General features: G+C 37.2%; 22 protein-coding genes and 1 pseudogene. 11 read left to right on the top strand and 12 right to left on the bottom strand.

Annotated features, from left to right (window positions below):
* The first annotated feature begins 10 nt into the window (after positions 1 to 10).
* The 6 genes from carB to OZX61_RS02960 all read left to right on the top strand — a co-directional run bounded on the left by carB (position 11) and on the right by OZX61_RS02960 (position 9,197).
* Positions 11 to 3,244, top strand: coding sequence for a carbamoyl-phosphate synthase large subunit (gene carB, locus OZX61_RS02985; RefSeq protein WP_195770654.1), 3,234 nt, complete (start codon positions 11 to 13; stop codon positions 3,242 to 3,244).
* 87 nt (positions 3,245 to 3,331) lie between these two features.
* Entirely contained in the window at positions 3,332 to 3,808 is a 477-nt protein-coding gene (greA, locus tag OZX61_RS02980; protein ID WP_195770655.1) for a transcription elongation factor GreA, read from the top strand.
* Positions 3,809 to 4,371: 563 nt separating this feature from the next.
* On the top strand, positions 4,372 to 4,908 hold the full coding sequence (locus OZX61_RS02975; protein ID WP_277095272.1) for a fimbrial protein: 537 nt from the start codon (positions 4,372 to 4,374) through the stop codon (positions 4,906 to 4,908).
* 7 nt (positions 4,909 to 4,915) lie between these two features.
* Entirely contained in the window at positions 4,916 to 5,635 is a 720-nt protein-coding gene (locus OZX61_RS02970; protein WP_277095271.1) for a fimbria/pilus periplasmic chaperone, read from the top strand.
* A 17-nt stretch (positions 5,636 to 5,652) separates the two neighbouring features.
* Positions 5,653 to 8,145, top strand: coding sequence for a fimbria/pilus outer membrane usher protein (locus tag OZX61_RS02965; protein WP_277095270.1), 2,493 nt, complete (start codon positions 5,653 to 5,655; stop codon positions 8,143 to 8,145).
* Positions 8,136 to 9,197: a fimbrial protein gene (locus OZX61_RS02960; RefSeq protein WP_277095269.1), complete on the top strand. Its 1,062-nt coding sequence runs from the start codon at positions 8,136 to 8,138 to the stop codon at positions 9,195 to 9,197. The genes OZX61_RS02965 and OZX61_RS02960 overlap by 10 nt, the downstream gene beginning before the upstream one ends.
* 40 nt (positions 9,198 to 9,237) lie before the next feature.
* Here OZX61_RS02960 and acpP read toward each other — a convergent pair whose 3' ends face one another.
* The 5 genes from acpP to OZX61_RS02935 all read right to left on the bottom strand — a co-directional run bounded on the left by acpP (position 9,238) and on the right by OZX61_RS02935 (position 12,246).
* On the bottom strand, positions 9,238 to 9,474 hold the full coding sequence (gene acpP, locus OZX61_RS02955; protein ID WP_195770660.1) for an acyl carrier protein: 237 nt from the start codon (positions 9,472 to 9,474) through the stop codon (positions 9,238 to 9,240).
* A gap of 86 nt (positions 9,475 to 9,560) precedes the next feature.
* Entirely contained in the window at positions 9,561 to 10,298 is a 738-nt protein-coding gene (gene fabG, locus OZX61_RS02950) for a 3-oxoacyl-ACP reductase FabG (protein WP_195770661.1), read from the bottom strand.
* Positions 10,295 to 11,281, bottom strand: a complete 987-nt coding sequence (fabD, locus tag OZX61_RS02945; protein WP_277095268.1) for an ACP S-malonyltransferase — start codon at positions 11,279 to 11,281, stop codon at positions 10,295 to 10,297. The genes fabG and fabD overlap by 4 nt, the downstream gene beginning before the upstream one ends.
* A gap of 149 nt (positions 11,282 to 11,430) precedes the next feature.
* On the bottom strand, positions 11,431 to 11,613 hold the full coding sequence (rpmF, locus tag OZX61_RS02940) for a 50S ribosomal protein L32 (protein ID WP_023273709.1): 183 nt from the start codon (positions 11,611 to 11,613) through the stop codon (positions 11,431 to 11,433).
* Between the two features lie 75 nt (positions 11,614 to 11,688).
* Positions 11,689 to 12,246 (bottom strand): YceD family protein, encoded by a 558-nt coding sequence (locus OZX61_RS02935; protein WP_195770663.1) that lies wholly within the window; start codon positions 12,244 to 12,246, stop codon positions 11,689 to 11,691.
* A gap of 95 nt (positions 12,247 to 12,341) precedes the next feature.
* Between OZX61_RS02935 and OZX61_RS02930 the strand changes: the two genes are divergently transcribed.
* A complete protein-coding gene (locus tag OZX61_RS02930) occupies positions 12,342 to 13,004 on the top strand; it encodes an elongation factor P hydroxylase (RefSeq protein WP_277095267.1) in 663 nt (220 codons plus the stop codon).
* 39 nt (positions 13,005 to 13,043) lie between these two features.
* Here OZX61_RS02930 and OZX61_RS02925 read toward each other — a convergent pair whose 3' ends face one another.
* Positions 13,044 to 13,520, bottom strand: coding sequence for a hypothetical protein (locus tag OZX61_RS02925; protein WP_277095266.1), 477 nt, complete (start codon positions 13,518 to 13,520; stop codon positions 13,044 to 13,046).
* Between the two features lie 213 nt (positions 13,521 to 13,733).
* Here OZX61_RS02925 and OZX61_RS02920 point away from each other — a divergent pair, with 213 nt between their 5' ends.
* The 4 genes and pseudogenes from OZX61_RS02920 to rluB form a co-directional block, all read left to right on the top strand.
* Positions 13,734 to 14,351, top strand: coding sequence for an L-threonylcarbamoyladenylate synthase (locus OZX61_RS02920; RefSeq protein ID WP_277095265.1), 618 nt, complete (start codon positions 13,734 to 13,736; stop codon positions 14,349 to 14,351).
* Between the two features lie 172 nt (positions 14,352 to 14,523).
* Entirely contained in the window at positions 14,524 to 15,315 is a 792-nt protein-coding gene (locus tag OZX61_RS02915) for a segregation/condensation protein A (protein WP_277095264.1), read from the top strand.
* Complete coding sequence (gene scpB / locus OZX61_RS02910) at positions 15,312 to 15,899, top strand: SMC-Scp complex subunit ScpB (protein WP_277095263.1); 588 nt, start codon at positions 15,312 to 15,314, stop codon at positions 15,897 to 15,899. Before OZX61_RS02915 ends, scpB begins: the two co-directional genes overlap by 4 nt.
* 41 nt (positions 15,900 to 15,940) lie before the next feature.
* A pseudogene (gene rluB / locus OZX61_RS02905) lies at positions 15,941 to 16,789 on the top strand (23S rRNA pseudouridine(2605) synthase RluB); the annotation flags it as partial.
* A 150-nt stretch (positions 16,790 to 16,939) separates the two neighbouring features.
* Here the strand turns inward: rluB and bioD are convergent.
* The 6 genes from bioD to OZX61_RS02875 form a co-directional block, all read right to left on the bottom strand.
* Positions 16,940 to 17,581 carry a dethiobiotin synthase gene (bioD, locus tag OZX61_RS02900; RefSeq protein WP_277095262.1) on the bottom strand — a complete coding sequence of 214 codons (642 nt, stop codon included), beginning with the start codon at positions 17,579 to 17,581 and terminating at the stop codon, positions 16,940 to 16,942.
* The gene (bioC, locus tag OZX61_RS02895) at positions 17,581 to 18,348 is read right to left on the bottom strand and encodes a malonyl-ACP O-methyltransferase BioC (protein ID WP_277095261.1); all 768 of its coding nucleotides are present in this window, start codon (positions 18,346 to 18,348) and stop codon (positions 17,581 to 17,583) included. Before bioC ends, bioD begins: the two co-directional genes overlap by 1 nt.
* The gene (locus OZX61_RS02890) at positions 18,345 to 19,493 is read right to left on the bottom strand and encodes an 8-amino-7-oxononanoate synthase (protein ID WP_277095260.1); all 1,149 of its coding nucleotides are present in this window, start codon (positions 19,491 to 19,493) and stop codon (positions 18,345 to 18,347) included. The genes bioC and OZX61_RS02890 overlap by 4 nt, the downstream gene beginning before the upstream one ends.
* Positions 19,493 to 20,770, bottom strand: a complete 1,278-nt coding sequence (bioA, locus tag OZX61_RS02885; protein ID WP_277095259.1) for an adenosylmethionine--8-amino-7-oxononanoate transaminase — start codon at positions 20,768 to 20,770, stop codon at positions 19,493 to 19,495. The genes OZX61_RS02890 and bioA overlap by 1 nt, the downstream gene beginning before the upstream one ends.
* 85 nt (positions 20,771 to 20,855) lie before the next feature.
* Positions 20,856 to 21,575, bottom strand: coding sequence for a hydrolase (locus tag OZX61_RS02880; protein ID WP_277095258.1), 720 nt, complete (start codon positions 21,573 to 21,575; stop codon positions 20,856 to 20,858).
* A gap of 108 nt (positions 21,576 to 21,683) precedes the next feature.
* Positions 21,684 to 22,409, bottom strand: a complete 726-nt coding sequence (locus OZX61_RS02875) for a phosphatase PAP2 family protein (protein WP_277095257.1) — start codon at positions 22,407 to 22,409, stop codon at positions 21,684 to 21,686.
* Positions 22,410 to 22,500: the final 91 nt, after the last annotated feature.

Raw genomic sequence — 22,500 nt, 5'->3', positions numbered from 1 at the left:
GAGCGAAATAATGCCTAAACGTACGGATATTAAAAGCATCTTAATTATTGGTGCAGGTCCTATTGTCATTGGTCAAGCATGTGAGTTTGACTACTCAGGTGCGCAAGCATGTAAAGCATTACGTGAAGAGGGTTATCGAGTTATCTTAGTGAACTCAAACCCTGCAACCATTATGACAGATCCATCAATGGCAGATGCAACATACATCGAACCAATTACTTGGCAAACTGTAGAACGTATCATTGAAAAAGAGCGCCCTGATGCAGTTTTACCAACGATGGGTGGTCAGACTGCGTTAAACTGTGCATTAGATTTAGATAAACACGGTATTTTAAAAAAATACGATGTTGAGCTAATTGGTGCTTCAAAAGACGCCATTGAAAAAGCTGAAGATCGTAAACTTTTTGATCAGGCAATGAAAAAAATTGGCTTAGAGTGCCCTCGCGCTGCTGTTGCCGAATCTATGCCTGAAGCATTAGAAATTCAATCGCGTTTCGGTTTTCCCGTCATTATTCGTCCATCATTTACAATGGGCGGTTCTGGCGGTGGTATTGCCTATAACCGAGAAGAATTCTTAGAAATCTGTGAACGCGGTTTCGAACTTTCTCCAACACACCAACTTCTTATCGATGAGTCACTTATCGGTTGGAAAGAATATGAAATGGAAGTTGTGCGTGACAAAAATGATAACTGTATCATTGTCTGCTCAATTGAAAACTTCGATCCAATGGGTGTGCACACTGGTGACTCTATCACTGTTGCACCTGCACAGACCCTTACAGATAAAGAATACCAACTTATGCGTAATGCATCAGTTGCTGTATTACGTGAAATTGGTGTTGAAACAGGTGGTTCAAACGTTCAATTTGGTATCAATCCAAAAGACGGCCGTATGGTTGTTATTGAAATGAACCCACGTGTATCACGTTCATCTGCACTTGCATCAAAAGCAACAGGCTTCCCTATTGCTAAAATTGCCGCAAAACTTGCAGTTGGTTATACACTCGATGAACTCAAAAATGATATTACAGGTGGCATTACACCAGCATCATTCGAACCATCGATTGACTATGTTGTAACTAAAATTCCTCGCTTTAACTTCGAGAAATTCCCACAAGCAGAGCCTGTACTCACCACACAAATGAAATCTGTGGGTGAAGTCATGGCTATTGGTCGTAACTTCCAAGAGTCGTTACAAAAAGCGCTTCGTGGTCTTGAAGTGGGTGCATGCGGTTTCGACGAAAAAATTGAAGCGACAACACCAAATGCCAAAGAAAAAATCATGCTTGAACTTAAAGTTCCAGGCCCTGAACGTATTTGGTATGTTGCAGACGCATTCCGTCAAGGTTTCACATTAGATGATATCTTTGAAGCAACCAAAATTGATCGTTGGTTCCTTATTCAAATCGAAGATATTATTAAAACTGAAGATCACATTAAATCACTTGGTTTTGGTGATTTAACTGCTGAAAATATCCGTTCATTCAAACGTAAAGGTTTATCTGACTTACGTATTGCAAACTTAATGGGTATTTCACAAAAGCAATTCCGTAAGCAACGCTGGAATTTAGGTATCTACCCTGTTTATAAGCGTGTAGATACATGTGCTGCAGAGTTTGAGTCAAGTACGGCGTATATGTACTCAACCTATGACGAAGAGTGCGAAGCAAATCCATCTGATCGCCAAAAAATAATGGTGATTGGCGGTGGGCCAAACCGTATTGGACAAGGTATTGAGTTCGATTACTGCTGTGTACATGCTGCGCTTGCAATGCGTGAAGATGGTTATGAAACAATCATGGTTAACTGTAACCCTGAAACTGTTTCAACCGACTACGATACGTCAGATCGCTTATACTTCGAACCAATTACACTTGAAGATGTTTTAGAGATCATTCGTACTGAAAAACCTAAGGGTGTGATCGTACAATATGGTGGACAAACTCCTCTAAAATTGGCACGTGCACTTGAAGAAGCAGGCACACCAATTATTGGTACATCTCCTGATGCAATTGACCGTGCAGAAGACCGTGAACGTTTCCAACAAATGATTCAGCGTCTACAACTACGCCAACCGAACAACAGCATTGTAAAATCTGCTGAAGAAGGTATCTCTGAAGCATCAAAAGTAGGCTATCCATTGGTTGTTCGTCCATCTTATGTACTTGGTGGCCGCGCAATGGAAATTGTATACAATGAAGATGAGCTCAAACGCTACCTTCGTGAGGCTGTTCAAGCATCTAACGACTCCCCTGTACTACTTGACCACTTTTTAAACTCAGCCATTGAGGTTGATGTTGATTGCGTCTCTGATGGCAAAAATGTAGTCATTGGCGGTATTATGCAACACATCGAAGAAGCAGGTATTCACTCAGGTGACTCTGCATGTTCGATTCCACCGTATTCTTTATCTAAAGAAATTCAAGATGAGATGCGTCGTCAAACCATCGCTATGGCAAAAGAGCTTGGTGTAATTGGTTTAATGAACGTACAGTTTGCGGTCAAAGGAAATGATGTTTACGTGCTTGAAGTTAACCCGCGTGCATCAAGAACAGTACCTTTTGTTTCTAAATGTATTGGTGACTCGCTTGCTAAAGTTGCTGCGCGCTGTATGGCAGGACGCTCTTTAGCTGACCAAAACTTTACCAAAGAAATTATTCCTGAGCGTTTTGCAGTAAAAGAAGCTGTTTTCCCATTTGCGAAATTCCAAGGTGTAGATCCTATGCTTGGGCCTGAGATGAAATCTACAGGTGAAGTTATGGGTGTTGGCGAAACATTTGGTGAAGCATTCTATAAAGCTGTTTTAGGTTCAAATGAACGCCTACCAGGTTTACCTACAGAAAATGAAACAAAATATGCATTCTTATCTGTTCGTGAATCTGATAAAAAAGATGTTTTAACCATTGCAAAACAGTTTGCTGATTATGGCTTTAAGCTAGTTGCAACGGGTGGTACACACAAAGTAATCACCGACGCTGGTTTTGAATGTGAACGTGTCAATAAAGTGACTGAAGGTCGTCCTCATATCGTTGACCGCTTGAAAAATGGCGAAATACACCTTATTGTTAATACAACAGAAGGTAAACAAGCGCAATTTGACTCTGCTGCTATCCGTCGTGCTGCATTACAAGGTAAAGTGTATTACACCACAACAATTAGCGGTGCTGAGGCTGTTTGCCAAGCGTTTGCTGTAAAATTACCAATGGATGTATATCGTTTGCAAGATTTAACCGTTACTAGTTAATCCGCATTACCGAAAGGTCCCGTCACCTACTCGGTGGCGGGGCTTTTTATTTTTTAGACCTATATATTTTTATTTTGGAGGGACGACATGCAACGTTACCCTATGACTCCTGAAGGCAAAACTGCGTTAGAAAAAGAGCTGCAACAGCTGAAAACTGTTGAACGCCCACGTATTATTCAAGCGATTGCTGAAGCACGTGAACATGGTGATTTAAAAGAAAATGCTGAGTATCATGCAGCACGCGAACAACAAGGTTTCTGCGAAGGCCGTATTCAGGATATCGAAGCAAAACTTGGAGCATCTCAAGTCATTGACGTGACAGAGCTAGAAAAGAATGGTCGTGTTGTGTTTGGTGTTACCGTAACCATTGAGAACCTAGATACTGAAGAGCAAAAAACATATAAAATTGTTGGTGATGATGAAGCAGATTTTAAAATTAATAAAATTTCTGTGAACTCACCCATTGCTCGTGGTCTTTTAGGTAAACATGAGGGTGATGAAGCTAAGATTACAACACCTCAAGGAGAGGTTGAGTATGAGATTGTAAAAGTCGCCTACCTCTAAATAACTCGGGCATTATTATATACGATTATTTTAATGCCCACCATTCCCCGCAACAATATAATCATCCAACTATAAATATAAAAAACATATTTTACACTATAGTAAAATAAATGATCTTAATCATGATATACGAAAAACAATATATCTGTTATCAAATAACTATAAGCTCTTTAAAGAGTAATAATAATGAAGTACTTAATATTATATTTAATATGCCAAATTATAACTGTCACACCACTCCCAGCAAATACAATCAATATCGCAGGAAATATTATCGAATATTCATGCAATATAAAATTAAAGGAAAATCAAAATGAATGCTTATCGACGACAAATATTAATGCAAGCGAAAAAGTTACCAGTAAGAAAATAGTTTCTGAAAGTACTTCAAATAATGTAGTTACTGTGACCTATTATTAATTAACCGAGGTTATTTTCTGTAATGTTTACGAAATAACCTGTATAATTTTTAATTAAATCTTGTAGTTTTTGTTAAACACATCTAGAATGTGACTCGTGTCACAGTTCTGTTTTATTAGCCCCAAGACAATTAGGTCACTAAAATGAAGAAATCGGTTCTTTTATCACTCACGTTAGGCTTGTTCACAACAGTTACAACATATGCTGCCGACGGTACTATTAATATTACGGGTAAGATCCTAGACAATACATGTAAAATTTCGACTGAGACTGTAAGTGTTACACTACCAACAATTTCTCAGCAAACACTTCAAACAGCAGGCAGTACAGCGGGCCGTACACCTTTCCAAATTAGTTTAAGTCAATGTAAGAGTGCTGGTAACATTGCAACATATTTTGAACCAGGTCCAACTGTAGACTATCTTACTGGTCGTTTAAATAACACCAGTACAGACAATCCTGCAACAAACGTTCAAGTACAGCTTTTAGGTAGTAATAACCAAGTAATTCCTGTTACTGCAACAGACAAAACAAGCGCTCAAACTAACTCTCAATGGGTTTCCGTTGAACAAGGTGGGCAAACTGACCTGAATTACTATGCAGAATACTTTACAAAATCTGGTGGTGTAACATCAGGTAATGTATCTACAAGTGTTCAATATACTATTATTTATCAATAATATAATAATGCGTATTAGAAATCTATTATCGCAAACTATCTTCATACTTACTGCTATGGTAAGTATGAACAACCATGCAGAAGTGATTCTGCATGGTACTCGAATTATATTCCCTTCTGAGAGTAAGGAAACAACCTTACAAATCAGTAATGAAGGTGCTCAACCATCACTTATTCAATCTTGGCTTGATAATGGCAATCCCAACAGTACGCCTGATGAGATTCAGCTACCTTTTGTGATTACCCCACCAATCGCACGTATCGATCCGCAGAAAAGTCAAACCCTACGTATTCTCGCTTTACCAAATAGCAATCAACTGAATCAACAGCAAGAATCTTTGTTTTGGTTAAATGTTCTTGATATTCCACCTAAGCCAGCATCACAAACGGCGGAAGAAAAAGGTAATTTTTTACAGCTCGCCATCCGATCTCGTATTAAATTTATCTACCGTCCTTCATCCATTAAAGACAATGTCAATGATGCTCCAAAGAAATTGAGCTGGTCACATGAAGGCAATAAAATTTCGATCAAAAACCCAACCCCCTTTTATATTACGATTACCTCTATTTTCTCTAAAGAGAATAGAAAGCTAGATTTAGCACCTCAAGGAGTATTAATTTCACCATACTCTGAATACAGTGTTGATAATCCTAAACAACTTTCACAACTTCGTTTTAGCACTATCAATGATTATGGTAGTCATACAGAACAAGACGTTAAGTTTTAATATCTTTATTCCCTATTATGCTTAATCAGAAAATTAGTTTTATTATACTTGGAATATTTGTACTTAATACCTCGGTATATAGTCAAAACTTACCACAAGAAGCAGATTTTGATACTAATTTTCTGATGGGGAATACAAAGAAAAATATTGATATATCTCGATTTAAATATACCAATCCTATTTTACCTGGAACATATAATCTAGATGTTTATGTAAATAATAAATGGGTAGGAAAACAGAATTTTGATTTTACCTCTACAATAAAACAAAGTAATGCAACAACTTGCTTTACTTTAAATACACTCCTTAATTACCATGTTAAATATGCTGCCTTAGAACATTTAATTAACGATAAAAAATCTCACCAATGTGCTGCATTGTCTGAATGGATTCCTAATGCATATTATGACTTTGACACATCGATTCAACGTCTAGATATTTTTATTCCACAGATTGCAATGCAAACAAAAGCTCGTGATTATGTAGACCCCAATACATGGGATCATGGGATTAATGCTGGCTTTCTTTCATACAATGCGAATGCATACCAAATAAAAAATAATTTAACTCAACAAACTCAAAAGACTAATGCTTTTATTAGCTTGTCTGCAGGCGTAAATTTGGATGAATGGCAACTGCGGCATAATGGTCAATGGCAATGGAGTAATGATAAGAATACGCTTTACACTCCCATTAATACTTATTTACAAAGAGCTATACCCAAATATCAAAGTATATTCACTATAGGCGATAGCTTTACTTCAGGGAATTTATTCAATTCGATTGGTTATAGAGGGCTAGACCTCTCTAGCGATGAACGTATGCTTCCCAACAGTATGCTAGGATATGCACCGCAAATTCATGGTGTTGCTAAAACAAATGCAAAGGTAGAAGTAAGACAACGTGGACAACTCATTTATCAAACGATTGTTTCCCCTGGTGCATTTGAAATTAATGACCTTTACCCTACCGGATTTGGTGGTACTTTAGATGTTTCAATTTTAGAATCTGATGGATATATCCAAAGATTTTCCGTTCCTTATTCTGCCTCAGTACAAATGCTAAGACCAAAAAGAAAGAAGTTTTCTTTTACCATTGGTCAAGTTAGAGAAAAATCTTTAAATACCCAACCGGTATTTTCTCAGGGTCTTTTACAATATGGGGTAAATAATTACCTTACAACTTCGGGTGGCCTACAAGTTTCCAAAAAATTCTACGCAATAAATTTAGGTACTGCTTTATCTACAAAGCTAGGTGCTTTCTCTGTCGACCTAACACACAACTCAAATGAGCTAGTAAACAAATCTATTTCTGGTGAATTACTTAATATTACTTATAATCGACTTATGGAGCCAACAAATACACAGCTCTCTCTGTCGGCATCACAACAATTACATGGCAATTACTTCACACTAAAAGATGCCATTTCATTCAAAGATTATGCTCAATATTTTATAGAGCAAAACCCAAATACCCTTGGAAGCCAAAGAAACCAGTTTCAAATTAATATCAATCAAATATTGCCACAGCAGTTTGGGAGTTTTTATTTAACAGGCTTATGGACAAACTATTCAGGAAGCCGCCAGTCCAATAAAGAATATCAGTTTGGATATAACAATAGTTATAAAGGTATAAACTATGCCCTTTCAGTGACTAGCCAACAATTACAGTATGCAAATCAAAAACTTGGGCACAATACAGAATACCTATTAACTTTTGCATTCCCAATTCGATTTAATCGATATACAGTCAATACCAATGCTAGCTTTTCTGAAGACAGTCAAACACTTGGTTTGAATGGAAACATCACTGATCGGCTAAATTATAGTGCGACATTAGCAAAACTTTTTAACCAAAAAAGTTATACAGTCACTGGGAATTATAAAAGTGATCTGACAACAATAAGTTCAAGTTATACGCAATCTGATAGCTATAAACAGGCAATGCTCGGGTTAAGTGGAAATGTCGTCGTACATCAACATGGCATATTATTTAGTCCTGAGCAAGGACAGACTATGGGAATTGTATATGCCCCTGATGCAACAGGCGCCAAAATTAATAGCAACCCAAACATACTAGTGAATAAGTCAGGATATGCTCTTATCCCCTATCTAAATCCTTATCGACTCAATGATATTTATATTAATCCTGAAAATACATCAAATAATGTAGAGCTGAAAGAAACCAGTTATAGAATTGCACCATATGCAGGCTCTATTACTAAAATTATTTTCTCTACTCAAAAAGGCTATGCTGTTTATATTCACAGTAAAATGCCAAATGGTCAGCCCTTACCTTTCGCTGCACAAGCCTATAACACTAAAGGTGAGATTGTTGGAATGGTTGCCCAAGGTAGTCTCATTTATATACGCACCCCTTTACCCGAAGATACTATTAAAATTAAATGGGGTGAAAAAGAAACAGATCAATGTAATGTACATTACACATTAAAGCATCAGCTAGAAAATAGTCATCTGAATATGTTTATGGTTGAGTCGCCATGTCAATAATTCGTTATATCCAATATTTTATTTTTATACTATTCGCCAGCTTTATAAATCAAGCTTATGCAGCCTGTGCACCGTATACTTGGGGAGTATTCGGTTGGACTGGCCGTGCCACAGTCCAAACTGTAAGCCAAAACATTGCTTTGGGTCGGATTGTTGTAAAACCGTCAGATGCTATTGGCCAAGTACTTAAAGAGCAAACTTACACCATCTCTCCAAATGGAAGCTACTTGTCTTGTAACTTCTATAGGAACTCATTTGTAAATCAAGGGGAGCTCTCTCAACGCCGTCCTATAAGCAATTTAGGTAATAATATCTACTCCACCAATTTACGAGGCATCGGAATCAGAATTTCTTTAATAGAAGATGGTGTACAAACAAATTTTCCTTTTAGTACATCTATAGATGCATATTTTTATTATTTTCCGTTGTTTGGTTATAACTACTCACTGGACAAAACCCGCTTAATTAAAGTTGAAATCATTAAAACTGAAAATGATGTTGAGTCAGGAGGTTTAAGCTCTGGCCGTTATGCAGTTTACTATACAGATACTTATAGAAACAAACCAATACTAACAGTAGATTTACCAATTAATGGAATTACCGTTGCATCTTCTTCTTGTTTAATTACAAATAATAATACGACGATTAAGCTTGCCGATGCAATTCGCTCCGGCTTTAACGGAGTCGGCTCAATCCAAGGCGAACAAAACTTTCAAGTTAATGTATTATGCAATGGAGGATATAATATCACCTCCTATAATGAACAAAATCAGATTGGAGTGAACTTCAATTACACAGCCTCTGCATATAATACTCAAGCAATAAAAAATACGTCAAACAACTCACCTGCTTCAGGTGTCGACTTACAACTTCTATGGAGCAACAATAACGAAGCTATTCGAAATAATTATAACTATACAATTGGATCTATCGTATCAAATGATACACAGACCTATGAAATGCAATTAAAAGCACGTTATATACAGACTCAAGAGCAGATTAAACCCGGTCAGATACAAGGGCTTGCAACAATTACCATTAACTATAAATAAAAAAAGCCACGAATTTCGTGGCTTTTTTAAAAAATAGGAATTATCCTAATTTTTTAGTAACGTAATCAATTGCTGATTGAACAGTTGTCAATTCATTTGAATCTTCATCAGGAATAGTGATGTCGAAATCATTTTCAAAAGACATAACAAGTTCAACTAAGTCTAAAGAATCAGCACCTAAGTCATCTGTGAAAGATGCTTCGTTTTTGATTTCTTCAGCACGCATACCTAGTTGTTCTGCAACTGCTTCTTTAACACGTTGTTCGATATCGCTCACAGGAAATTCTCCTCACTGCTTATGGCGTTTTAAATGCCGTTAGTTTAATGGAATAAAACAAAGATTGAAAGTTTATTAGCACAGCATTAAGCCATGTATAAACCACCATTTACATGTAAAACCGTACCTGTAATGTAACTAGATTTTTCACTAGCTAAAAAACTGACCGCATCAGCAATGTCTTGAGGTTCACCTAGACGCGCTAAAGCGACTTGTTCAGTCATCTTTTTACGAATTTCTTCGCTTAATTGATCTGTCATTTCTGTTGCAATGAAGCCAGGTGCAACACTATTTACAGTAATTTGACGGCTACCCATTTCCTTAGCCAAACTACGGCTAAATGCCTCAATACCTGCTTTTGCAGCAGAATAGTTTGCTTGGCCCGGATTTGCAAAATGTGCAACCACAGAACTAATATTGATAATTCGGCCAAAGCGAGCACGTGTCATACCTTTTAAAACACGTTTAGATAAGCGATAAACAGCTTTTAAATGAATATTTAAAATGTCATCCCAATCATCTTCACTCATACGTAATAAAAGATTATCACGTGTAATCCCCGCATTATTTACGAGCACCAGTACTGAACCATATTCTTTTTCAATATGAGTGATAAGCGCATCAATTGCACTTGCATCACGCACGTCTAATACTGCACCCACACCACTTTCTGCAAACTGTGCAGTAAGTTTTTCAGCGCCAGCTTCCGATGTTGCTGTACCAACAACAAAAAAACCATCTTTTATAAGTTGTGCAGCAATTGCAGCACCAATACCACGGCTTGCGCCAGTTACTAAAGCAATTTTACGTTGTTCTTGAGTCATGCAATTTTTCCTTCCGCCACTAAAATTGCGTTTAGGGCATCTTCCATACGAGACTGAGTATCAAGTGCAAATGTTTTTTCAATATTTGGTAAACGCTTCGCCATATTGCTCAGCACATTACCAGGACCACACTCTACAATAAAATCGATGTTATTATTCTGTAAAAGCTGAATTGTATTTGTCCACTGAACAGACCTGTAGAGCTGCTCTGTTAAAGCTTGACGCAATTGAGTAACATTTTCAGCCGCAGCTGCATTCACATTCTGTATTACAGGAATATGTGGTAACTCAATGGCAGTTTGTTCCAAAGCTTCTGCAAACTGTTCGGCAGCAGGCTTCATTAAAGAGCAATGTGATGGTACTGACACAGGTAACGCAATTGCTTTACCACTTTGTGCTTTTACAGTTGCCATTACTTGTTCAACCAAGCTTGCAGTACCAGCAATAACCACTTGCCCCTTGGTATTATAATTTGCAGCTTCAACACTACCGTGACCTGTCTGTGAGGCTTGCTGACATAATTCTAATACTTGTTCATCTGCCAAACCCAAAATAGCTGCCATCGCACCTTGACCTTGAGGCACTGCATTTTGCATCAACTGTCCACGCAGATGAACTAATTTCACAGCATCTGACAAAGTTAACGCATTCCCTGCAACTAGAGCACTATATTCACCTAATGAATGTCCTGCAAGGAACTTAGGTGCAATTCCACCAAGAGAAAGCCAAACACGCCACAATGCAATACTTGCTGTAAGTAAAACAGGCTGCGTATTTTGCGTTTGGTTCAATCCTTCACCGGTTTGTGTAATATTCCACAAATCCAAACCAACAGCATCTGACGCTTCAGCAAATGTTTCACGTACTTCACTAAATTGCTCAGCAATTTCAGCAAGCATACCCACTTTTTGAGACCCTTGCCCAGGAAAAACAAATGCCGTTCTTTCTGCTTGAGCAGCTTGCTCAAGTCGTTTAGCAGACATATAAGAATCCTTTTTTATCTTCTTTTGAAGTTAAGACGTGCAATCTATCATTATTTTTTATGCTTTTTAATTGCCAAATACAACATTTCACGCAATAAAAAAGGAGCTAACGCTCCCTTTTTTATTAGACAAATGCCTAATATCTTCAATTATTCAGCACTTGCTTTAGCGAATAATTGACGACCACGGTAGAAACCGTCTTTAGTTACGTGGTGACGACGGTGAGTCTCACCAGTAGCTTGGTCTACAGTTAATGCATTCTCGGTTAAAGCGTCATGTGAACGGCGCATGTCACGGCGAGAGCGACTTTTACGGTTTTGCTGAACGGCCATGATGGCTCCTTACAAAAAACGAAAAAATGGATCAGAACAAAATAGTTGTCTTAACTTCTGAGTATAACATACTTTTTAGTTAAGTTTACCCTTCAAACTTGCCAATACATCAAACGGATTATCCCGTTTTTCTTCGACAATGTCCTGCTCGGTAGGTTGATGCTTATGCTCACAAGCAATATGCTTAGGAGACAAAGGCAACAACAATAACAATTCGTCTTCTATCAGTGCAAGCAAATCAACAACAGCAGGTTGGTCAAATGACCCCTTTGTTGATGATTCATTTTCACCTAGAACGACGAAATCAGCATCCTCATCCAAGCGCTCTATCAGTGACTCATCTTCCACTAGCGCTAGATGCACGTCAGAAACTAAAGGTTCTTCCACAGTACCTAAGCAACGCTGGCACTCTAGAGGCACTTTGGTCTCTACCTGTACATCCAACCACACTAGACGTAAATATGCGTCCATTGATAGCTTACAGTTTATTTGAACCTGTTGATGATCAACTGGTCCAATGGCTTCACGAGCAATTCGAGCAAAGCGAGACAGGGGCAGATTTCCTGACCATGTAAAGCCCTGTTCAGCCCATTTAAACGGCTCAATTTGTGCCGGAAAGGTATTTGCTGACATAATTAAGGCGGCAATTCTACAAATTCATCTGAACTCTGTCAAAGTTTAAGATACAATTTCCCACTTTAAGACAGAACTATCGGGTAAATTAAGTCATGCAATCGTTGCTAGAGCAACCTAAGACTCATTCGTCATTACTTGTCCACACCCTAACCACCTTGGACTCTTGCCTACCAGTACCGCACATAAAGCTGTCGCCTTGGCATACCTTAACGAGTGAAGAATCACAAGTGGATTGGCTTATTTTACACTTTAATCATTGGTTTTCCCACCATAATGTCAAACTAATTAAAGGCGAAGATGAACCTGAGTATTTTCCAGCGCAAAATCAAACCCCTGCACGCATACAATTTGCACATGGGTTTTTTAATAGTGCCTTACATGAAATTAGTCACTGGAGTATTGCTGGTCAAAAAAGAAGAAAACTTCCAGATTTAGGTTATTGGTATGCACCCGATGGTCGAACACAAGAACAGCAAAAATTGTTCGAACAAGTCGAAATTAAACCACAAGCCATTGAATGGTTATTTGCAAAAGCATTTGGTCGAAAATTCCGTGTATCGCTTGATAACCTCACGGGCAATGCAGGTGACAGTAAGGATTTTAAAGATCGTGTTTTTGAGCAAGTTTACGCTTTCTTTTCAGGAGAAGCTTCTCTACCTAAAGATGCTGCATATTTTATTTATTATATTTGCCACGTCACACGTGATGGACAATTTATTCAACTGAACGAATTTCAACGTAGTGAGCTAGATTAAAGTTTAGGTATCTATAAAATACAGATACCTCCATTGCTATTATTGATATTTTTTCTTCAGTGCTTGAAACTCTGAACATCCTTTAAGCACTTTAGTTTCTTTAAATAGAACCTCTTTATATTGGTTATAAACATTCAAATGAACCGTTACTTTATCTTTCTCAATCACAGTTAATCGAGACTTCATCACACGCTTATTTTCTATATTTAAACCTAGAGGTAATTGGGTAAAATCGCATAACATCTTTTCCAATTCATCATGCAATGTTTTAGGAAAAAAGTCATCGTTTAAATGATCCAAACCAATATTAAAAAAAATTTCTGGATAGCCCATTTTGCGCTCAACCTGTCCTACCAGATTATCATGAAATGTTTTATTTATTTTTGTGGATGGGATCGCTTTTAATGAGTCTCTATATCCACTTTCCATAGAGTAATGAAAATAAAGATTATTCCCCCAAACTAAACCCGCAACAATCAAACCACCAATAGCAATAAACGTCTTACTTAATTCCACAACGATAACTTTTGAAAAACATTATATTAATACATAATATGAAATTCATCTATATTTTAGACAATTTAAATACAAATTTAACAAATTAATTATTAATTGTGATTTATTTATCAAAAATATATATTGTAAGACAATAAAAAATTTATTGGTAAAGTCTATATATAGACGCCATAATACCGCCATTCAATACAAGAAAAAATTTGGAGTCGCTCAATGCTTCACTTAAGAGTTCATCCCGACAATCCACAGCCAAGACTCATTCAACAAGCCGTGGAAAGAATTCGTAACGGCGAAGTAATTATCTATCCAACTGACACTGCGTATGCAATTGGTTGCCAAATTGGTAATAAATCCGCAATGGAAAGAATTGCTCAAATTCGTCAACACGATGATAAGCATCAGTACACCATTTTATGTAGTGATTTATCTCATTTAGCAAATTTTGCAAAGGTAAACAATGCAACCTACCGTCTATTAAAGTCGCATACCCCATCGACGATCACATTTATTTTACCTGCAACTAGTGAAGTCCCTAGAAGACTCATGCATCCAAAAAAGAAAACAATTGGTTTACGTGTGCCTGAAAATACCATTTGTCAGATGCTACTCAAAGAATTAGGTGAACCTCTACTGACCAGTACACTAATTTTACCAAACCATGAACACCCTCTAGATGATCCATATGAAATTGAAGTACAACTAGAAAAAAGAGTAGATGTTTTTATTGATAGTGGATTTGGTACTCTTCATGTAACGAGTATTGTAGACCTCTCTGGAGACCAACCAAGTGTTATTCGTCATGGGTTTGCAGATGTAAGTGTATTTGAGTAAAGCTCATATTGAAATTGATGTAACGAAATAGCTTCTATGCCAACAAATTAATATTTTTCATTTTTTTAATTTATTAACGTAGTGAATTCAGCTAGAATAGCATTCTAACTATCTAACGATGCTTTCGTTAGATACTATCATGCCTTTGAAAATTCGCGTGGCCTAATACTGAATGAACTCTTCCATTTTTACTTCAATGGACACTTCTAAAAACATCCGTGTTATGGATGAATGGCAAGAAGCGATTCCTGAAGATCTATATATTCCACCTTCAGCCTTTGAAATTCTTTTAGACCATTTCGAAGGCCCGCTCGATTTTCTGATTTATCTCATTCAAAAAAATGGCTTTGACTTATTGCAACTTGATATCGCGCCAATTGCAACACAATACTTATCGTACATGCATACAATGAAGTCAATGAACATAGAATTGACAGCAGACTATATGGTTATGGCTGCCTTATTAGCAGACTTAAAATCCCGTCTTTTATTACCTAAACCTAAAACATTAAGTATAGAAAAAGATCCTAAACAGCAATTAATTCAAAAACTAGAAACCTATTTACGCATTAAGAATAGTGCTGAACAACTGAATCAATTGAATATTTTAGATCGTGATACTTTTTCTACTTATGTATCTGTACAGCGTTCCGAGCATACTTATGAAGGTTATGAAGCAGAATTATTAAAACATGCTCTCATGTGTATTTTTAATCGGCCTGAACCTGTCACACATCAAATTGAAAAGGAACCCGTTCAACTTGAAGAGCGTATTGCCTATATTGAAGATTGTTTAAGTACAGGAAAATCTTTTACATTTAATACACTCATTGAACCACGCCAAGGTAAAATAGGCATGGTAGTTACATTTATGGCGATCTTAGAATTAACACGCCAAAATAAACTGAATATTGTATCAAGTGGAGAAGATAGCCCTCTTACTATTCAGGGAGTTCGTGCATGACCCTTCATACTCATATCATCAGCGAAGATGAACAACGTCATGAAGCACTCATGCAATTAGAAGCAATCATCTTTGCAAGTGATTCCCCTGTATCAATCGCACGCTTAAAAGAGGCTTTTCAGCAGAAATACACTTCAGCGCAACTCAAAGATTTATTAAAACAATTGGCACTTTTGCAGCATGGTCGTTCCATAGAATTAATTGAAACAGCACAAGGATTTCGTTTTCAGGTTCGCGCAAAATATAGTAGTATTATTTCACAGGTCTGGCCTGAACGTCCTGTAAAGCTGTCTTCATCACTTCTTGAAACCATTGCTGTGGTTGCATACCATCAACCCGTTACACGTGCAGATATCGAACAAATACGTGGTGTAACAAATAATAGTCAAATATTAAGAAACTTATTTGATTTGGGTTGGATTAAAGAATCTGGTTTTCGTGAACTTCCAGGAAGACCAGCTTTGTTAGTCACCACCCCACAATTTTTAAATGCTTTTGGTCTATCTGCTTTAGATCAACTGCCTCCCCTACAGGATACCAAGGAAGCTTTCATGACACTGGATGCCAATGCCCCAAAGTCGTGAATAGGTGGACTGTTGCTTGATTAATTCTAAGGTTTACTGTTATGAGTGAAAAGTTACAAAAAGTTCTTGCCCGTGTTGGTTTAGGGTCTCGCCGTTACATGGAAGAAGTTATTGCTGCTGGCCGTGTAAGTGTAAATGGTAAGGTCGCTCAAGTTGGCGAGCGTATCGAGTTTGGTGATGAACTTCGTATTGATGGCCGTAAGGTACAATTTCAACTTGAAGAAGAAATCCGTCGTCGTGTGCTCGTATACTACAAGCCAGAAGGTGAAATTTGCTCTCGCAATGATCCAGAACAAAGACCTACTGTATTTGATAATCTTCCTCAAATTGCAAATGACCGTTGGGTTATGGTGGGTCGTCTAGACATTAACAGTACTGGTTTACTGTTGTTTACAAATGATGGTGAACTTGCAAACCGACTTATGCATCCTTCAAATGAGGTTGAGCGTGAATATGCTGTGCGTGTTATGGGTGACTTAACACCACAAATGCGCCAGACCTTAATTAAAGGTGTAGAGCTTGAGGATGGGCCTGCAAAATTCGAGTCTATCTCTGATTTAGGTGGTGAAGGAATCAACCGTTGGTATCAAGTAGTTGTAAAAGAAGGACGTAATCGTGAAGTACGTCGCCTCTTTGAATCTCAAGAATTAAAAGTAAGTCGTTTACTACGTACTCGCTATGGCTCAGTCATTTTACCAAGAGAACTACGTACAGGGCGTTGGACGGAACTCGATAAACACGATATCGACACTTTAACAAAATTGGTAGAGTTGAAACCACGTCAAGGTACTGGATTATTTGGCCTTGCAAAGCGTCGTGCCGACCGTATGACAGAAAAACCAATGGCTGCACGTCGTGGTGGCTATTTACGTCAACAACGTAGAGATGAAGGTGAAACACCTACAACAAATGGCAAACCGGCAAGCTCATCAGAGCGCCCAAAGAAACCATTCAATGTAACCAAAAAACCTTCTTTCAAAAAACGTGATTCACAACGTTAGTTTATATAAAAAGCCTCAGAAATGAGGCTTTTTTATGATTTAAATTTTTGGTATATCAAACCATAATGCAGCTGGAAAGTTTTTTTGAACATATTGTTTTAAATAGCGTTGTGTTTCTATCGAAATGGTCTGATCTTCAGATTCATCATTTAGGTTGTATGCAATAGCATGTAGCTTTATATTTCTTTGCTGTAGTGCTTCTAAACTTAGTAAAGTATGATTGATACTGCCCAAACGACCAGAAGTCACCAATATGACTGGAAATTCGTTTTTCTTAATATAATCAATGGTTAATAATTCATCTGTAAGCGGAACCATTAAACCACCTGCTCCTTCTAAAAGTACAACATCAAACTTTTTTACCAACTCATGTGTCGCATTTTCTATTTTTTTAAAATCAATCGAACGACCATCTAATTTCGCAGACAAGTGTGGCGATGCAGGATAACTAAAAATTTCAGGCATGGTGATTTTTTGATGATCTTCTTCAAAAAGGGGAAGTCCCATAATTTCTCGATGTTTTAAAATATCTTCAGAGTATTCTTTATTTCCTGTTTGAATTAATTTTTGTGTAATAACACATTGGCCATTTTCTAAATACTTTTTTGCCAAATAACCTGTTGCATATGTTTTCCCAACTTCGGTATCTATACCACTAATAAAATAAACTGTATGGTGCATTAGACTCTCCGAGCAACGATATAAATAGGATGATATGTCAATGGATAATATTTTGTATGATCTAAGCCAATATAGCTAAATTGCTCGGTATAGTCGGCATCGAATTGTTTTAAAGTGTTTTTTGTCCAAATAAAACCAGTGGTATTGGCTGTTACGCCTGTGGCCTTAAGATGCTTTAATACAGATAAAGGCTTTGGAAAATCCAACATTATTTTGGCTTCTTCCATATGCAAAACATCAAAACCAGTATTTCTTAACTGTTGTTTTAAATGATTCGCAGATAAATACGCTAAACCCTGCCCTGTTAATGCTTTAATTTCTTTTAAATTATCTGGACCAAAAATTGAAAAAATAAACCAACTTTGAGGTAATAAAGCATCATAGATTTTTTGGAATACTTTAGGTAAATCATGCATCCACTGTAATGCTGAACTAGATACAACAAGATGATTTTGTTTTGGAAATTCAATTGTTTCTGCATCACCAACACAAAACTCTATATTTGAAAATGTTTGAAAGAAGCTTTGTATCTCGGGATAAATATCATTTACCACATAACGATCAACACTTAAACTATGAAGCAATCTGTGTGTCAGCATTCCCGAACCGCAACCCACTTCAAAAATTTGTGGTATTTCTTTAGAGACATGGGCTTGAATTAAATGTGCCAAATGCGCACAAATCTCATCCTGAGCTGTCGCATGTTGCGTATAACTGTCTTTGGCACGTGAAAATCGTTGCTGTACTTGCTGCTTAGAAATACTCACAATATGTCTACCAATCGCTCAATTTCAAATTGTGGTATTGAGGCAGTTAACGATACTCTCAATCTCGCACTATTTTTTGGCACGGTCGGCGGTCTTACAGGCATAATATAAAAACCATGTTCTTGCATAACTTTAGCTTGAGTAACTGCCGCCTCACTCTCACCAATAATAATGGGGATCAAATGGCTTGTAGATGGACTACTATAACCTTTTTGAATGATCTCTGATTGTAAATAGCTGCTTAATTCGGCAAGTGTACGGCGTTCTTTTTGCAATGTTTGTATTTGCTTAAACATGAAAGTTGTCCAAGCAATATTAATTGGGGGTAATGCTGTGCTAAAAATAAGTGGTCGCATTGTATTAATTAAATAATTACGAATAACTGGTTCACAAATTAAGTATCCACCCACAGACGCTACTGCCTTACCAAAAGTTCCAACCAAAAAATCTATTTCTGGAATGACTTGATACTGCTGTGCACAGCCTAAACCTGAATGACCACGCACACCAATGGCATGTGCTTCATCTACATATAACATTACTTTTGGAAATTGTTTTTTCAGTTTTACAAGCTGTATTAAATCTGCTTCATCGCCATCCATACTAAAAATACTTTCAGTGACGACAATAATCCGATCAATCTCTAAATCATCATGATGTTTTGCAATCAGTTGTGATAAATGCTCGAGATCATTATGTCTATACCTGAGGTATTTACTTTGACTTAAACGTATACCATCAATAATACTTGCATGAACCAACTTATCTGCCAAAATCAGCGTTCGATTGTCTGCAAGTGCAGGTAAAATGCCAATATTCATGTGGTAGCCACTATTAAACAATAGCGCAGATCTTCCTAAAAATGCATCAGAAAGTGTTTTTTCACATAATGTATATTCTTCAAAATTACCTGTAAGTAATCGTGAGGAGGAGGAACTAAAATAGTAAGATTTTTCATCTAGAAACTGTTCAGCCAAATGCTTCTTTGAAGCAAGCCCTAAATAATCATTTGAAGACAGATTCAGCATGGTCTTATTTTGAATAGTAATCCAATGGTCATTTTGCTGATTAGCAGTAAACTGTCTAAAATTTCCTGATAATTTTAATATATCTAATTTTTCTTCGTAATGTTTTAAAATAGACATTAGATACTCATCCGACTCTGTATGACTTCACCAAGTTGCGTTAATAAAAATGCCAATTCATCATCCGTAATAATGTAAGGTGGCATCACATACACCAAGCGACCAAATGGACGAACCCAGATACCACGGCGGACAAACTCATCTTGTAAAACAGCCATGTTCACTGCATTTTTCATTTCAACAACGCCAATTGCACCCAAAACACGTACATTTTCAACAGTATCTAGATCACTTAACGGCTGTAGATGCTGAAGTAAAGTAGATTCGATACGTTGAATATTACTTTGCCAATCTTGATTTACAAGGAGTTGAGTACTCTTTAACGCAACCGCACATGCCAAAGGGTTTGCCATAAATGTAGGCCCATGCATAAATACACCTGCCTCACCTGAGGAGATAATCTCTGCAACATGTGTATTTGTAAGTGTTGCAGCAAATGTCATATACCCACCTGTCAGCCCTTTACCAATACACATAATATCAGGCTCGATACTGGCATGCTCCCAAGCAAACATTTTTCCTGTTCGTCCAAAACCTGTAGCAATTTCATCAAAAATCATAAGTACATTATATTTTTCGCATAATGCTTTGGCTTGACGCAAATATTCAGGGTGGTAAAAACGCATACCTCCAGCACCTTGTACAATCGGCTCAATAATCATGGCGGCAATATTTTCATGATGTGTTGCCAAAGTATCTGCCAATGCCTGAGTATCTTCTTTAATCCAAGCCCCACCATATGGACTTTGTGGTGCAGGTACGAAATATCGAATCGGCAAACAACTACCAAAGACTTGATGCATCCCTGTCACAGGGTCACATACCGACATCGCATTCCATGTATCGCCATGATAGCCTGAGCGAGTGGTGACAAAATTGGTTTTTTGGTGCTTCCCTTGCGCTGTCCAATATTGAACAGCCATTTTAAGTGCGACTTCAACAGATACAGAGCCAGAATCTGCATAGAAAATTTTATCAAGCGTGGGGGGTGTAATTTGCAGTAATAACTTACCAAGTTCGATCGCAGGTTCATGTGTTAAACCACCAAACATCACATGCGACATTTTATCTAATTGGTCTTTAACTGCTTGATTTAATGCTGGATGATTATAACCATGAATGGTACACCACCAAGAAGACATCCCATCAATCATGGTGCGACCATCTTCTAACTCTATTGTAGAGCCATAAGCACATTTCACCTTAAAAGTGGGTAAAGGGTTAAGCATAGATGTATATGGATGCCATAAATGTGTTTTATCAAATTGGTCTGTCATCCGAGCACCTTTTTTTTACAAGATCATGGCATACTAATTTCTTTTAATTTGAAAAACTATTGCTAGATACTTCAAATTTTCACAATTATGCTAGAGAAGATAAGAATTTTTGAATAGCATGCAAAGTTTCTTTTACATGAAAGATAGGAAATGCATGACTCACGTTCGGTAGTATTGTCGTTATCACAGATTCAGTAGATATTTTTTCAATATCTGCTATAACTTGGTAGGGAACTAACGTATCTTCCTGACCAAATATATAATGGATATCAAGCGGAGAATCTTTTAAATTATGGACTAAATTTAAAGATGCAAGTAGTTGCAAGCCCATTTTCAAATGATCAGTGGATAGTGAATCTACATGTTTTAATATAAACTGCCAATGTTGTTTTAATTGTTCTTCACCACGGCAAATATTCAAATAAAATTGTTTTAATGTGGCTTTCTCATTTGCATTATAGCCATTTCTAAATGAGTCAAAATCATTCATTGGCATTGCATGTTCCCAGTTCTCACGGCGTACAAAACTTGGGTTAGAAGCAAGACAAATAACAGGCTTACAGATATTCTCTTTTTCCAATATTTCTAATGCAAGCCATGTTGCCAGTTGCCCTCCCAACGACCATCCAATCAAAACCTCTGATTTACATGCTAAATCATAAATGCTTTGAATTGTACTTACGTCGAATGGATCGAATATATCGACTATACTGGCCTGATATCCTATCGTTTCCAACTGCTTAGCCAACGGACTAAGTAAATTCTTAGTTACTCCCCAACCACTAATGATTAATGCTGTTTTCATTCAGAATGATTACACTTTAAACCTGATCATCGCTAGTTTAATCCGATCAAAAATAAAAAAAAGCCCCTAAGAATAGATTCTTTAAGGGCTCTTCTATAAAAACGCTAGTTACTTTACTTTCTTTTGGATTTCACGTTTTGCTTCTTCTAATGTTTTCATAAAGTTTTTATCTGCATGTAAACGCGCAACCTCTGCCGATCCTGTAATACGTCCGGCATCTACATCACTTTGCCAATGTACACCACAGATTACACGACTTTGCCCAAACTCATAGCCACGTTTTAAAATTTCATTCTGACGGTCAGGACGAATTTCAGCCAAAATTAACGCACTAGACCAACCAATAGTTGTGTGACCCGATGGATAAGATCCATTTTTACTTAATACTGCTTCATCATTTGGTGTACATGAATGTGAACCAAAGAATACAAACGGGCGTAAACGCATGTAGTGCTCTTTTGCTGCTTTTGTTGCATAGCTACCACTGTCGGTACGTAATTTTTTTAAGATGTCATAGGTAATTGGCGTATTGGTTGGTGAAATTTCTACGCCAAAGGCTTCAGAAAACGGTTTACCAATATTCGCATCGGATAAATCTGCATCATCAGCAGCTTGCTTCCAACGTTCAGTGCCTATCATACTTCGTGCTTGGTCATAAGCAGCTTTGTCACGTAAAAAATCGACACTATTGTATGAAGGTGGCGGTGGAATAATTGCTAAGCTATCTGGTGCTTGATCTGGTTGTAAAAAAGAGCTGGAAGATGTGTCTGCAAGAGCAAAAGTTGAGAAGCTCATACATGCCATAATACTACAAAGAAGTGTTTTAGTTTTCATACGTTCTTTTCTTAAAGTCGCTATTTTGTCGAACACACAATACGTGATGTTTTTGACAAAAAAATGACAAAAGTTTGATGAAAATAAAACA

The sequence above is a fragment of the Acinetobacter sp. ESL0695 genome (assembly GCF_029392135.1).
GTDB classification, from domain to species: domain Bacteria; phylum Pseudomonadota; class Gammaproteobacteria; order Pseudomonadales; family Moraxellaceae; genus Acinetobacter; species Acinetobacter pollinis.
This window is presented reverse-complemented; position numbering and strand designations above follow the sequence as displayed.

Bases quoted from the DNA above. Each gene is read 5' to 3' on its own strand.
- bioA (WP_277095259.1), bottom strand. From the start codon at position 20,770: ATGACAGACCAATTTGATAAAACACATTTATGGCATCCATATACATCT.
- OZX61_RS02930 (WP_277095267.1), top strand. From the start codon at position 12,342: ATGCAATCGTTGCTAGAGCAACCTAAGACTCATTCGTCATTACTTGTC.
- fabD (WP_277095268.1), bottom strand. From the start codon at position 11,281: ATGTCTGCTAAACGACTTGAGCAAGCTGCTCAAGCAGAAAGAACGGCA.
- bioD (WP_277095262.1), bottom strand. From the start codon at position 17,581: ATGCACCATACAGTTTATTTTATTAGTGGTATAGATACCGAAGTTGGG.
- rpmF (WP_023273709.1), bottom strand. From the start codon at position 11,613: ATGGCCGTTCAGCAAAACCGTAAAAGTCGCTCTCGCCGTGACATGCGC.
- OZX61_RS02875 (WP_277095257.1), bottom strand. From the start codon at position 22,409: ATGAAAACTAAAACACTTCTTTGTAGTATTATGGCATGTATGAGCTTC.
- OZX61_RS02890 (WP_277095260.1), bottom strand. From the start codon at position 19,493: ATGTCTATTTTAAAACATTACGAAGAAAAATTAGATATATTAAAATTA.
- OZX61_RS02915 (WP_277095264.1), top strand. From the start codon at position 14,524: ATGAACTCTTCCATTTTTACTTCAATGGACACTTCTAAAAACATCCGT.
- OZX61_RS02960 (WP_277095269.1), top strand. From the start codon at position 8,136: ATGTCAATAATTCGTTATATCCAATATTTTATTTTTATACTATTCGCC.
- fabG (WP_195770661.1), bottom strand. From the start codon at position 10,298: ATGACTCAAGAACAACGTAAAATTGCTTTAGTAACTGGCGCAAGCCGT.
- scpB (WP_277095263.1), top strand. From the start codon at position 15,312: ATGACCCTTCATACTCATATCATCAGCGAAGATGAACAACGTCATGAA.
- greA (WP_195770655.1), top strand. From the start codon at position 3,332: ATGCAACGTTACCCTATGACTCCTGAAGGCAAAACTGCGTTAGAAAAA.
- OZX61_RS02970 (WP_277095271.1), top strand. From the start codon at position 4,916: ATGCGTATTAGAAATCTATTATCGCAAACTATCTTCATACTTACTGCT.
- carB (WP_195770654.1), top strand. From the start codon at position 11: ATGCCTAAACGTACGGATATTAAAAGCATCTTAATTATTGGTGCAGGT.
- OZX61_RS02975 (WP_277095272.1), top strand. From the start codon at position 4,372: ATGAAGAAATCGGTTCTTTTATCACTCACGTTAGGCTTGTTCACAACA.
- OZX61_RS02965 (WP_277095270.1), top strand. From the start codon at position 5,653: ATGCTTAATCAGAAAATTAGTTTTATTATACTTGGAATATTTGTACTT.
- OZX61_RS02935 (WP_195770663.1), bottom strand. From the start codon at position 12,246: ATGTCAGCAAATACCTTTCCGGCACAAATTGAGCCGTTTAAATGGGCT.
- OZX61_RS02880 (WP_277095258.1), bottom strand. From the start codon at position 21,575: ATGAAAACAGCATTAATCATTAGTGGTTGGGGAGTAACTAAGAATTTA.
- OZX61_RS02920 (WP_277095265.1), top strand. From the start codon at position 13,734: ATGCTTCACTTAAGAGTTCATCCCGACAATCCACAGCCAAGACTCATT.